This window comes from Cohnella zeiphila, assembly GCF_014212055.1.
GTDB lineage: Bacteria > Bacillota > Bacilli > Paenibacillales > Paenibacillaceae > Cohnella > Cohnella zeiphila.
The window spans coordinates 232,395-245,370 of record NZ_JACJVO010000001.1; the positions used below are offsets into that span (position 1 = coordinate 232,395).

Below are 12,976 nucleotides of genomic sequence, written 5' to 3' on the forward strand. Positions count from 1 at the left end.
GGGGGACCGATATGAACGCACACATCGAATCACATACGTCGGCTGCCGGCAAGGCTCGCAAACGGAAGGCAAATCCTTCCGTGACGAGCAACGGCTTGTCCCGTACGGCGAATGCGCTGCTTGTCGCCTTGTTCGCCCTGCTTAGCTTGGCGTGCATTTATCCGGTGCTGCTGGTCATCGCGGTGTCGTTTACGGACGAACAGTCGATCGTGACCTACGGATACCAGATCATTCCGAAGCAATTCTCTCTGTTCGCTTACCGGTATTTGTTCGAGGATGCGGCGCAAATTTACCGCAGCTACGGCGTTTCGATCGCCGTCACCCTGATCGGCACGGTCGGCAGCCTGCTGCTGACGTCGCTGCTCGCTTTTCCGTTGTCCCGCCGGGATATGCCTTACCGGAACGTGCTGGCGTTCGGGGTATTTTTCACGATGCTGTTCAGCGGGGGACTCGTGCCGTGGTATCTCATTTATAACGACGCGGGTCTCAACAATACGCTTTGGGCGCTCATCATTCCGCACCTGGTCGCGCCGTTCAACGTCATCATCATGCGCACGTTTTTCACCAACACGATCCCGGTGTCGCTGATCGAATCGGCGAAGATCGACGGCGCGGGCGAATTCAAGATTTTCGCGCGAATCGTCATGCCGCTGTCGCTGCCGGTCATGGCGACGATCGGCTTGTTTCAGACGTTGGCTTACTGGAACGATTGGTTTACCAGCTCGGTATTCATCAGCGACAACAAGCTGGTCAGCCTGCAGTACTTGATGTACAAGACGATCTACAACATTCAGTATTTGAATTCCGGCATGGTCGATGCGAACGTCGCGGGCAGCGCGTCGGCGGCGATTCCGGTAGAGACGGTGCGGATGGCGATGGCGATCGTCGGCATCGGACCGATCGTGTTCGTCTATCCGTTCTTGCAGAAATATTTCGTCAGAGGCCTGACCGTCGGCGCGGTCAAAGGCTAGGCCGTCCCGGCCGACAGAAGGAGGAACAATCGCAACATGAGCGACCCGTTGGATCTATATGCGCTCGATCTGCGCCGAAGCACGGCTCCGGCCAACCATATCGGGGTTACGAGCCTGTACAGCGTGACGGCGCCCCTGCACGGCACGGTTTCGGGGGTGAAGGGATGCTTCTCTCCTCCTTATGCCGCCGGCGAGCTGCAGCTTCGGTTGGATTTCGCCGCGGACGGCGTTCCGATCGAAGATACCGGCAATCTGGGCAAGCGGGACTGCGGTCTATTATTCGCAGGGGCCGTCTGGCGCCCGGACCGGATCGTTCGCCGCGGAACGTATCATTGGTTGAAGGAAGGCAAACTGTATTCCTTCCGGGTCGTCAGCGAGCTGGTGCCGCTGACGGGACGGGCGGGCTTCGCGCTCGCGGTGAAGGTAACGAACCGGAGCGGCCGGAACGTTACGTTGGAGATGTTCCCGAGCCTGGAACCGGGGCGCGTGCGCAAGGTGCCGCTCGGAGAATGGAAATTCAGTCCTCCTCAGGGAGGAACGGCGCTCGAACGGGTCGGAGTCGGTGCCGAAGCCGTTCGGGAAAACGAAGAAGTGCGGGTGACGCTGCATCACGAACGGCTGATTGCCGATATGGCGCCCGGAGAGGAGAGCGTCTTCCGCCTGGCCGTCACGCTGACCGACGCCGGCAGCGAATGCGCGTCGCCTGCGAGCCTGGCGAATTGGGCGGAGGAGACGGAGGAGCGCTGGCGGGACGTCCTGAACCGCGCCGAGGCCGCACTGCCGCAGCTTGAGAGCGACATTCCCGGCCTGGAGGCGTATTATCGCCGCTCGCTGATCAGCGGACTCGTCTGCCTATGGGACCATCCGGCGTTCAAAATTCGACCGTTCCCGGTCATATCCGGCATGGACGGCGGAGGCATCAACAATTATCCGTGGGACGCGGCGGGCTATGTCGGCCAGGCGCTGACGATGCTGCTGGGCGACGAGCGGTCGCGGAACTATTTGCGGTTCATGGAAGAGGGCGGGATCGATCGTCATATCAGCTTTGCTCCCGACGGCACGGGCGACGAGCCGTTCGCTTATTCTTACAGCCTGTGGGCGTTCGTCCACTTCGCCTGGTCGCTCTTCTGCCAGCACGGCGTGGTCCCGGAGCTGTATCCGCATCTGAAGCGGGTGCTGGAGGTCGACGAGAAGCGTCTGACCCACCGGGGCGAGCTGCTGGATTACGGCGAGCATCATCACTTGCTCGAGATGCGCGGCAGCGGCTACGAGCACGTCGTCGCCAGCCCGAACGCGGAGCGAGCCTGGTGCTACGATCGGCTGGCGGAGCTGGCGGATCATCTGGACCTGGCCGAAGCTTCGGAACTGCGGGACAAGGCGGCCCGCATTCGCCGGGCGATCCGGGAGGAGCTGTGGGATCCGGAAGCGGGATGGTTCCGCAGCCTGTATCCGGACGGCCACCGGGAACTCATCTATTCGATCCAAGCGTACGATGCGCTGCGGATGGGAGCCTGCACGCAGGAGATGGAGAATGCGCTGCTGTCTCATCTGCGGGACGGGGCGTTCCTCGGAGATTGCGGCGTATCGAGCATCTCCGCGGAGGACGAGCTTCATTACGAGGTGAACGATCCCGACTGGTCGGGCGGCGGCAGCTTCGGCGGCGAAGGGCCGATTCTGGCGCAGACGCTGTGGGAGATCGGCCGGCCGGAGCTGGCTTGGGATGTGCTGAAGCGCCATCTCTGGATCGGCGAGCGCCTGCCCTATGTGCCGCAGGAGCACTACAGCGATCGTCCGATGGCGCCGGCTCACAAGCGCGCCAACAACATTTCCGGCCTGGCCGGAGCCCAGGCGGTCGTCTTCGGCATGGCCGGCATTCGGCCGCAGCTGGACGGAAGGCTGCTGATCCATCCGCAGCCTCCGGAGGAAGGGAACGTCTCGGTGATCGGGTACGCCTACCGCGGCCATCGCTACGATGTGCACATGGAGCCCGGCTTCTGCCGGATCGTCCGCGACGGAAGCGAGACGTACCGCGGCGTTCCGTCCTCTCAAACGTACGATTAGATCCGGCCGCGCCGGTGCTTGCGGAATTCCCCCGGCGTCAGGCCGGTCTTCTCCCGGAACAGCCGGATGAAGTAGTTGTCGTCCGGAATGCCGACCGTCTCGCCGACGCGCGGAATGGAAAGATCGGTCGACGCCAGCAGCCGTTTGGCCTCCTCCATTTTCAGATAGTGGATGTACTGCGTCGTCGTCATGCCCGTGTGCTTCTTCAGGCAGCGGGACAAATATTCCGGATTGAAATGGAAGTCTTCTTCCAATCGAAGGGTCTTCAACGGAGCATGGGCGCGCTCGCGCAAGTACGCTTCGATCTTCCGGCTCAGCGCCAGCGACGGCGACGCGTCGGAGCTCAGCTGCAGCCCTTCCTGCATCGCGGCGAACAGATCGGTCATCCGGGCGTGCAGGGCCAGCGCGTTCCCCAGAACGAGCGAGTTCTGGATGCGCAGCATGTCGTCCATCAAGGGAAGCAGCCGCTTGCCGTCGTATGACGAGAACTTGGGAAGGTAAAGACCATGCTCCAGCGGGGCATGGTCTTTGTCCGTTCCGATCTGGACGACCTGGTCCCACGCGATCTGGCGAAGGGGGAGACGGGACGTCTCGCGGGGATGGTAGAAGTGCATCCAGTAGATGCCGGTATCTTCCTCGCACGGGCGATGGCCGACGTGCGTCTTGCCGGGCTCGAGCAAGAGCATCTCGCCCGGACCGATGGCGTAATCCGTCCGTTCCTCGCGCATGTAAAGGGTGCCCTTGGTCACGAACAGCAGGTCGTAGACGTCGAAGACGCGCTTGAAATGGCGCATGCCGGGCTCCCAGACGCCGTAACCGATGGTGATGAATTGAGGCAAGGGCGGAAAAGGCAGTCGGATGCAATCCATGGAAGCGCTCCCTCCCAGGGCAGGTCGGGCCCGTCCGTCGTGAGAATCACCCCCATTATAAAGTCGATTTTGTGCGATCGCAAGTCGTTTTTCTCACTATCCGCCATGCCGTTCAGAGGACTATTGTTAAGAGGAGAACAAGCGCGAAAGGGCGGATTCCATTGCGGTTTAGACAAGTTCATCTCGATTTTCACACGTCGGAAGCGATCGATGCGATCGGCAGCCGCTTCTCCAAGGAGCAGTTCCAATCCATGCTGCAAAAGGGGCGCGTGGACTCGATCACGATCTTCTCCAAATGCCACCATGGCTGGGCCTATCATCCGTCGGAGGCGAACGAGATCCACCCGGGACTCGGCTTCGATCTGCTGGGCCGGATGATCGAAGCGGCGCACGAGATCGGCGTCAAAACGCCCGTCTACCTGTCGGCGGGCCTGGACGAGAAGCTGGCGCGGCAGCATCCGGATTGGCTCGTCCGGGACAAGGAGGACCGGACGGGGTGGGCGAGAGGCTTCCTGGAGCCGGGCTATCACGAGTTCTGCTTCAACACGCCGTACCTGGACCTTCTGCTCGACCAGATCGAAGAGGTCGTTCGCCGGTACGACGCGGACGGCATCTTCCTGGACATCGTCGGCGTCCGGAAATGCTACTGTCAATACTGCGTTCGCGATTTGCGGGCGGCGGGACAAGACCCCCGGGACGAGAAAGCCGTCCTGGCGCTGGGGGAGCGAACGTTCGCGAGATACACGGAGAAGGTGCGCGAGCGGATTCACGGAATCAAGCCGGGCCTCGGCATTTTCCACAACAGCGGGCATATCCGCAGGGGAAGAAGAGACCTCGCCCGCATGAACACCCATCTGGAGCTGGAATCGCTGCCGACGGGGGGCTGGGGCTACGATCACTTCCCGCTGTCGGCGCGGTACGCGCAGACGCTGGGCATGAACTTCCTGGGCATGACGGGCAAGTTCCATACGACCTGGGGCGAATTCGGCGGCTACAAGCATCCGAACGCGCTGCGGTACGAGGCGGCGCTCAGCCTGGCGAACGGCGCCCGCATCTCGGTCGGCGACCAGCTGCACCCGGACGGCCTGATGGACGAGGCGACGTACGAGCTGATCGGAGCGGCCTATCGGGAGGTCGAGACGAAGGAAGCTTGGTGCGCCGATACGGAAAATGTGGCGGACGTCGCCCTGCTGACGCTGGAAGCGCTTGAGCCGCTGCTGCCGGAAGCGCTGCCTGCCGGGGCCGGGGGACGGATCGACGCCGGCGCGGCGCGCATGCTGCTGGAGGGGAAAATCCTGTTCGACGTAATCGATCTGGAGGCCGACTTCGAACGGTACAAAGTCGTCGTGCTGCCAGATCAGGCGTTGCTCGTTCCCGAGCTGGAAGCGAAGCTGCGGCCTTATCTGGAGCAAGGCGGCAAAGTGCTCGCGACCGGCCGCTCCGGCCTGGACGTCTCCGGCGAACGCTTCGGCATCGACCTCGGCGTCAAGCGGATCGGGGACAATCCGTACCGGCCCGACTATTTTCGGCCCGGGTTCGAGCTGCCGAGCCTGAAGAACGCAGCCTTCGTCTTCTACGGCCAAGGCCAGCGGATCGAGCTGGACGGCGGCACGGAGCTCGGCCTGAGGGAAGATCCCTACTTCAACCGCGACGTCTTCACGTTCTGTTCCCATCAGCATACGCCAAGCTCGCGCCAAACCGGCGGGCCGGGTATGGTCGAGAGCGCGAGCGGAATCTACATCGCCTGGAACGTATTCGAGGACTATGCGACGAAGGGCAGCCTGCCGCTCAAAGAGACCGTGCTGTACGCATTGGACCGGCTGCTCGGCGCTTCCCGCACGCTCCGGACGAACTTGCCGGCGCAAGGCGTCGCGACGGTTCAGCGGCAGGCCGGTCGGAACCGGTACGTCGCTCACCTGCTGTACGCTTCGCCGGTCAAGCGCGGAGACGGGGTGGAAGTGATCGAGGATCTGGTGCCGCTGCGCAATGTCGAAGTGACGCTGCGCCTGCCGGGATCGGCAAGCGACGTGTATTTGGCGCCGCAGGGGACGAAGCTGCAGTTCACACAGGTTGGAGAAGACGGCGTGCGCTTCGTCGTGCCGGAGTTCGAGTGCCATCAGATGGTCGTCGTTCAGATGGAAAAGCCGTAAGAGGGGCGGCCCTCCGCTTGTGCAGGTTCCCGTTAGGCTGGCGAGGACGAAGGCAGCGCTTCGGCTGACTCCCTGCCGAGTGGCGGGGGCGGCGAGAGGCAGGCAACGTCGAAGTCAGTCCGCGCGTTCCTGGAAGTGCGTCCGGCGGTATTCGGCGGGCGGCGTCCCGTACCGCTCGGAGAAGACGCGGGTGAAGTAGTGGACGGATTGGTACCCGGTCAGGTCCGCGATCTCCTTCACGCTGTGAACCGTCGTCTTCAGCAGGCTCTCGGCCGCCAGCATCCGTTCCCGGGTCACGTAATCCCCGAACGACAGGCCGGCCTCCTCCTTGAAGATGCGGGTCAGGTGGCGGCCGGAAATGTTCAGGTAGGCTGATACGTCTTCCAAGCGAAGCGGCCGCGACAAGTTGTCGCGAATGAACCGCTTCGCGAGCTGAGCGAGATGGGAACGGCTGCGGGAGAGCGATTTGGCTCGAACCGCAGCCGATTCTTCTTGCGCTCCGAACGTGGCCGGGAAGGAGCGCAGCAGCATTCCGCACAAGGCGCTTGTCCGAGCATCCGCGCCTGCCTCCAACTGCAGAATGTGATGGTACAGCGCCCGCCACAGCAGCGCCGTTACGCCCTCCGGTTCTTGAGCGATCGGGGAAGAATAATCGTCCAGCTCGGATTCGTACCGCCGTGCCGCCTCCGACCGGGTCGCCGCATCCGAAGACGCGCCTCCCACGACCTCGAACGCCACGAAAAACAGCTTCAGCCCCGTCCCGCTGCGGATTTGGTGCCAATGGCCGGGCAGCGAAGCGAAGAGAGTTCCGTTTTCCAGCGGAAAGATCACTTCCTCGTCTTCATACTCTCCCTTTCCCTCCAGCACATAACAGATCTCATAGAACGAATGCCGGTGAACCGGATTGTCGAAATGGCACCATTCCACTCCCCAGTTGAAGATCTGATATTCGACGCCGGAACACTCGCACGTTCTGACGCTCTCGTTGAGCACGCCCATAACATAGAGAAAGTTCTCCTGAGAAAGCAACGGCTCCGCCCCCTTGGCGCGATTGTACAAATCGAGGTCGCTCTTATGCAAATACATGCGGCATGATCCGTCCTATACTGGACCTATCAAAAAGCGCTTTCGGCGCCCAGGAGGGATTATGCATGAATAAGATGATTAAAGCAGAGGACGTTGAATTTTACAAGGAGAACGGGTACTTGCTCGTCCGTGGCGTGTTCTCTGCCGAAGAGGTCGAAGAGATGCGCCGCGCCATCGACGGAATCATCGAACGCGCCGCCAAGTCGAAGTTTGACGGCAACGCGACGTGGCAGGGCGACTATCTGCCTCCCGAAGAACTGAAGAAGCTTGTGCTCAAAGGTTTCCACGACGTGCATTATCACGACGCGTCGTTCACGCGTGCCGCGATCCATCCGAACATGGCCGCCGTCCTCAAGGAACTGATCGGCCCCAACGTCCAGCTTCATCACAGCAAGATGCTGGTGAAGCCGCCGGAGAAGGGCGCCGCGTTTCCGCTGCACCAGGATACGCCGTACTTCCCGCATGCCAGCCATACGATGCTCGCCGGCAGCGTCCATCTCGACGATTCGGACATGGAGAACGGCTGTCTGTGCGTCATTCCGGGCTCCCACAAGCAGGGCCTGCTTCCGCACGTCGGCCGCTACTACCTCGATCATCGCGAATACCCGCTGTCCGCGGCGACGCCTTGCCCGGCCAAAGCCGGCGACGTTCTGTTTTTCAACTACCTGACGATCCACGGCTCGGACGTCAACCGCAGCCAGCGCAACCGGCGCAACGTCCTGTTCCAATACCGGGACCCGATGGACCTGCCGACCGAGAACGTCCACGTGAACTGGGGCCAGGGCTTGATGGTTTGCGGGGAGAATCCGATCTACAAAGCGTACCAGCCGGAGTATCAGCTCAAGTAAATCTTCCGGCAATCCCGTCGATAAGGTAAGATAGGCTTGAAGCCGATGCCTATCAATGGAAGATGGGAGTGTTTTTGCCGTGAACGATAATGCCGCCGTTACCGAATCTCTGCGCCTGGAGAGGCTGGCGCCGCCGACCGGCCGGATCCGGGCCGTGCTCGACACCGACACCTTCAACGAGATCGACGACCAGTTCGCGCTCGCGTACGCGATGCTGTCGCCGGAGCGGATCCGTCTGGAAGCCGTCTATGCCGCGCCGTTCCACAATGAGCTGTCCGACGGCCCGAAGGACGGAATGGAGAAAAGCTATGCGGAAATCAAGAGAATCGTAGGGAAGCTGGGACGCTCCGAAGATGAGGATTTCGTCTTCCGGGGCTCCGAGTCCTATCTGCCGGGAGCGGACGTGCCGGTCGACAGCCCGGCCGCGCGGGATCTGGTCCGCCGGGCGCTCGCTTCCGACGCCGCCGACCCGCTTTATGTCGCGGCGATCGGAGCGATCACGAACGTAGCGTCCGCCCTGCTGCTCCAGCCGTCGATCGCCAGCCGGATCGTCGTCGTCTGGCTGGGCGGCCATGCGCTGTCCTGGCGGGACACGAGGGAGTTCAACCTGGCGCAGGACGTGCACGCGGCCAGAGTCGTGCTGGACAGCGGCGTGCCGCTGGTGCTGATTCCGTGCATGGGCGTCGCGTCCCACCTCATCACGACGCTCCCGGAAATTCGTCATTACGTTCAGGGCAAGGGAGAGATCGGCTCGTTCCTGGCGCAGCGGTTCGAAGACTGCTGCAACGACCATTACGGCTATTCCCGCGTGATCTGGGACTTGTCCGCCATCGCCTACCTGGTCCAGCCGGAAGCCGTGCCGTCCGATCTTGTGCACAGCCCGGTGCTGACCGATCAGGTGACGTGGAGCCTTGATGCGAGCCGCCACTTCATCCGCTGCGTGAAGGCCGTCAACCGGGACGCGATCTTCAAGGACCTGTTCCGGAAGCTGGAAGCCGGTACCGGAGAGCGATAGCGCAGTCATCCTCCTTAGCCGGAATCCCGCGTGCCGCCGGCGGGCGAGGCCGCGCGGCTAACCCGCGGAGACTGGCCGAACTTGCGCTTGTAAATTTTCTCGAAGTGCGTCAGCGTGTTGAAGCCTGAGACGTAGCATACTTCCGTGACGGGCAGCGGGGACGCCTTGAGCAGCGAACGGGCGAATTCCAGGCGCAGATCCATGACATACCGCTGGAACGGGATGCCGGTCTGCTGCCGGAAGCATTCGCTGAAGTAGTTGGCGGACAACCGGGATTCCCGGGCGACGTCCTCCAGCGTGAGCGGCTCGCGGAAGTGGTGCTGGATGTGCAGCAGCGCCCTCTGCACGCCGGGATGATAAGGGGAGCGGGCCGTTTGGGCGGGCCGCTCCTCTTGTTCGCCCCGGCACAGCAGGACGAGCAAGCTGTCCAGCAAGTTGCGAACGATACGGATTGCTCCGAACCGCCCGGCTGCAGCGCATTCCTCTTCCATCAGGCGGAAGAAATCGGCGGCTCTCCGCGTTTGCGCAGCATCGTCGCAGCAGGCGATGCGCTTGTCGCCGCGGAACAGCCGCTCGCGGAGCTCCGGGTCGATCAGCGTCTCTTTGAAAATGAAGTTGTAGATGCGCAGTTCCTCGTTCTCCAGAGGCCGAATCTCGTGGAAGTCCGCCGGGGTCAGCAGGAACAACGTGCCGGGGCCAATCGGCAGATCGGTCCCGTTCACCGTGTTTACGCCGTTGCCCGACAGGATGTACGTCAGCTCGTAAAATTCGTGCCAATGCAGCGGACACAACTCGTCCAGCCGTTGCGAGAAAAAGCAAAACGGCGTCTCCGCCAAAAAATCCTCGATCGTCAGCCGGTCCGGGTATCCTTTCATGACCTGCATCGATCCGCCCTCCCCATGGCCAGATTCTTCGATTCCTACTCGTATTGTAAGCGATATTCTTGCAAACCTGAAGATAAGCGTAATGTTTCCGAGCGAAAGCGGAGATTTGCCGGACAGAGCGAGCTTACAATGAGGGAGGAACCAAACGACGGAGAGGATGGGGTTCAACATGTCCAACGCCTTATTGACGCCGGAAGAAGTGAAGAGCTATTGGGAGAATGGCTATCTGCTGCACAAGAAACCGCTCTTCGGCACCGAAAAAATGCGTACTCTCACGAACATCTTCGAGGAGCAGTTGGCCGAGAAGGGCAGCAAGCTGTCGGACGAGCTGGATACGCCGCATTTTCGCGACGAGCGCCTGCTCGAATTCCTGCTTTCGGACGAAGTGCTCGACCTGGTCGAGCCGATCATCGGCCCGAATATCGGCTTGTGGTCCAGTCACTTCATCTGCAAGGACCCGCTGGTCGGCCGGGCCACGCCGTGGCATGAAGATTCGGCATATTGGAAAGGACGTCTCAGCTCGTTCGACAAGATTGTCACCGTTTGGCTTGCGATCGACCGCAGCTCGAAGGAGAACGGCTGCATGCGCGTCATTCCGGGAACGCACAGCAACGGATTCTCGGAGTACGAAGCGGTCGACGGCAAGAAGAACACGTTCTCGTCCCAGATCAAGAACGTAGACGAATCCAACGCCGTCTACTTCGAGCTGGAGCCGGGCGAATGCTCGCTGCACGACTCGCGCATCATTCACGGCGCCCGAGCCAACACGAGCGAGTTCCGCCGATGCGGTTACACGATGAGATACTTCTCGACGGAGGCGAAGGTTTACGAGGACAAGAATCCGGGCTTTAAAGTATGGCTGGCCCGGGGGAAAAACATCGCCGGCAGCCGCTTCGTCAACGAATAGCACCGGCGGCATGTTCTTGCAAGATCCTCCGGGCAGGGGGCGGATGCAGCGCAGGCCGCGCGAACGGCGGGTTGAACCGGCGGTTCGCCGGCCGGCTTTTTTATTTTTCGCGAAGGTTGGGGGGAGGAATGCGGGACGAGGATCTGGAATAGGAAAAAGGAAGTCGATTCGCAAGATAAATTTAGAATTCGAAGGAGATGGAGATCGTGCGCAGAGGGTTAAGCGGTGCCGGACTCGGACCGCTGAAGGATGAGATTCAGCTGATCGAGCTGGCGGGCCGGAACGGGTTTGAAACGGTGGATATCGATGCCCGCGGTCTGGCGGCGCGCTTCGGCGCGGAGCAAGCCCGGGAGCTGCTCGCTTCCCATGGCGTGGAGATCGGTTCGGTCGGGCTGCCGGTGGAGTGGCGGACGACGGAGGAAGCATTTCTGGAAGGCATGAAGACGCTGGCGGAGCATGCGGCCGCGGCCCGCGCGCTGGGATGCACCCGCTGCTGTACGTATATCCTGCCGTCGACGGACCTTCCGGCCGCGCATTTCATGGCGCTGGCGACCCGGCGGCTCCGCACCTGCGCGCAGGTGCTGGGCGCATACGGAATCCGGCTGGGGCTGGAATTCGTCGGCCCGCACCATCTTCGCACGCGATGGGCGAACCCGTTCATCTGGACGATGGAGGAGACGCTGGACTGGATCGGCGCCATCGGCGAAAGCAATGTCGGCCTGCTCCTCGATTCTTACCACTGGTACACGAACGGGCTGAACGTATCGGACATCGAGGCGTTGCGGCCGGAGCAGATCGTTCATGTCCATCTGAACGACGCGCCGGACGTGCCGGTCGAGGAGGCGCTGGACAACGGGCGGCTGTATCCCGGCGAGGGCGTGATCGATCTGGCGGGATTCCTCAAAGCGCTGCGGACCATCGGCTACGACGGTCCGGTATGCCAGGAAATTCTCTCCCAAGAGCCGCCGAGGGGAACGCCCGAAGAGCTGGCCCGGCATTCCGGGCACTGCTTCGACAAGGTGTTCGCCGCCGCCGGTTTGTAGAATACGGGGAAGGCTCGCGGAAGCGGGCCTTTTTCCCGTTTAGAGCTCCGAAACCGAATGAGCTAACCGATCTCCTGATCGGGAGAAGTCCGCAGACGCCGGATATCCGCGATCGGCGGAAGGCCGAACATTCTCGCGTATTCGCGGCTGAATTGGGACGGGCTCTCGTAGCCGACCCGGAACGCGGCATCGGCGGCATCGACCTCTTCGGTCAGCAGCAGGCGCCGGGCTTCCTGAAGGCGCAGCCGTTTCTGGTACTGCAGCGGGCTCATGGCCGTCACTTCCTTGAAATGGCGGTGCAGCGAAGAGGGACCCATGTGCGCGATTCTCGCCAATTCCTCGATCGGCAGCGTTTGGGCGAAATCCCGTTTGATCCGAGCGATCACATCGGCAATCCGGTTCGAGCCGCTGCCTGTCATCGCGAGCCTCCGGAACGCTTCGCCTTCGCTGCCGCTCAGAATCCGATAGAAAATTTCGCGAACGATGAGCGGCGCCAGGTACGGAATATCTTGCGGCTTCTCCAATAATCGCACCAGACGCGTTACGGCATCCAGCAGATCGGGCTCCAGCTTTCCGACGAACAAGCCGCGCCCCGATAGATTTCCGTTTCCGGCTTCGGGCGAGCCGTTGTCCCCGACGCTTCGCTCCGTCGTCTTCATCACATCCAGCGCCAAGCCGAGATCGAAGTCGAGCCTGAAGCACAGATAAGGAGCCTCGGGCGACGCATCGATCAGCTGCGAGGTAACCGGCAGGTCCACGGACACGACGAAGCAGTCGCCGGCCCCGTATCTATAGGTCTCGCCGGCAAGCGTCACGACTTTCGTTCCCCGGGCCGCGATGCAGAGGGATGGTTCATAGACGGTGAACACCGGCAGCGTCGGACTCGTGCTGCGGATGAGACGCAGCGAGGGGATGGCCGTCTCGTGCGACCCGTCCCGTCCCGTGAGATGCTCGATCAGATCGGCGAATTCGGTCAGTCGCTCATCGGTATTTCTTCTGTTCAATTGTACGGCCAAGATCAGCTGCCCCCTTGTCGGCTCTTTTCTTGTAACGCCATTATACACGATGAACCGGCGGCGAAGAAAACCGGGGTTGGAGGATTAGGCAAAAACTTGAGATCATTCGACTACCGGCTTCGCGTC

11 protein-coding genes are annotated in these 12,976 nt (G+C 61.7%); 7 read left to right on the top strand and 4 right to left on the bottom strand.

Annotated elements, in window-relative coordinates; translation table 11 throughout:
• Positions 1–11 precede the first annotated feature (11 nt).
• Both H7C18_RS01025 and H7C18_RS01030 read left to right on the top strand, forming a co-directional pair.
• Positions 12–971 carry a carbohydrate ABC transporter permease gene (locus H7C18_RS01025; RefSeq protein ID WP_185127142.1) on the top strand — a complete coding sequence of 320 codons (960 nt, stop codon included), beginning with the start codon at positions 12–14 and terminating at the stop codon, positions 969–971.
• A 36-nt stretch (positions 972–1,007) separates the two neighbouring features.
• Positions 1,008–3,032, top strand: coding sequence for an MGH1-like glycoside hydrolase domain-containing protein (locus H7C18_RS01030; RefSeq protein ID WP_185127143.1), 2,025 nt, complete (start codon positions 1,008–1,010; stop codon positions 3,030–3,032).
• Here the strand turns inward: H7C18_RS01030 and H7C18_RS01035 are convergent.
• Complete coding sequence (locus tag H7C18_RS01035) at positions 3,029–3,901, bottom strand: helix-turn-helix domain-containing protein (protein ID WP_185127144.1); 873 nt, start codon at positions 3,899–3,901, stop codon at positions 3,029–3,031. The two genes, H7C18_RS01030 and H7C18_RS01035, sit on opposite strands and share 4 nt — an antisense overlap.
• A gap of 161 nt (positions 3,902–4,062) precedes the next feature.
• Between H7C18_RS01035 and H7C18_RS01040 the strand changes: the two genes are divergently transcribed.
• Positions 4,063–6,051, top strand: a complete 1,989-nt coding sequence (locus H7C18_RS01040; protein ID WP_185127145.1) for a beta-galactosidase trimerization domain-containing protein — start codon at positions 4,063–4,065, stop codon at positions 6,049–6,051.
• A 114-nt stretch (positions 6,052–6,165) separates the two neighbouring features.
• Here the strand turns inward: H7C18_RS01040 and H7C18_RS01045 are convergent, their stop codons facing one another.
• Positions 6,166–7,137 carry an AraC family transcriptional regulator gene (locus tag H7C18_RS01045; protein WP_185127146.1) on the bottom strand — a complete coding sequence of 324 codons (972 nt, stop codon included), beginning with the start codon at positions 7,135–7,137 and terminating at the stop codon, positions 6,166–6,168.
• A 74-nt stretch (positions 7,138–7,211) separates the two neighbouring features.
• On the opposite strand from H7C18_RS01045, the gene H7C18_RS01050 reads away from it, so the two are divergent.
• Entirely contained in the window at positions 7,212–7,985 is a 774-nt protein-coding gene (locus H7C18_RS01050; protein ID WP_185127203.1) for a phytanoyl-CoA dioxygenase family protein, read from the top strand.
• A 79-nt stretch (positions 7,986–8,064) separates the two neighbouring features.
• Complete coding sequence (locus tag H7C18_RS01055; protein ID WP_337912649.1) at positions 8,065–9,000, top strand: nucleoside hydrolase; 936 nt, start codon at positions 8,065–8,067, stop codon at positions 8,998–9,000.
• A gap of 14 nt (positions 9,001–9,014) precedes the next feature.
• Here the strand turns inward: H7C18_RS01055 and H7C18_RS01060 are convergent, their stop codons facing one another.
• Positions 9,015–9,884 (bottom strand): AraC family transcriptional regulator, encoded by an 870-nt coding sequence (locus tag H7C18_RS01060; RefSeq protein WP_185127148.1) that lies wholly within the window; start codon positions 9,882–9,884, stop codon positions 9,015–9,017.
• 169 nt (positions 9,885–10,053) lie between these two features.
• Between H7C18_RS01060 and H7C18_RS01065 the strand changes: the two genes are divergently transcribed.
• Both H7C18_RS01065 and H7C18_RS01070 read left to right on the top strand, forming a co-directional pair.
• The gene (locus H7C18_RS01065; protein ID WP_185127149.1) at positions 10,054–10,791 is read left to right on the top strand and encodes a phytanoyl-CoA dioxygenase family protein; all 738 of its coding nucleotides are present in this window, start codon (positions 10,054–10,056) and stop codon (positions 10,789–10,791) included.
• 206 nt (positions 10,792–10,997) lie between these two features.
• Complete coding sequence (locus tag H7C18_RS01070) at positions 10,998–11,834, top strand: TIM barrel protein (RefSeq protein ID WP_185127150.1); 837 nt, start codon at positions 10,998–11,000, stop codon at positions 11,832–11,834.
• 62 nt (positions 11,835–11,896) lie between these two features.
• Here H7C18_RS01070 and H7C18_RS01075 read toward each other — a convergent pair whose 3' ends face one another.
• Entirely contained in the window at positions 11,897–12,850 is a 954-nt protein-coding gene (locus tag H7C18_RS01075; RefSeq protein WP_185127151.1) for an AraC family transcriptional regulator, read from the bottom strand.
• Positions 12,851–12,976 lie beyond the last annotated feature (126 nt).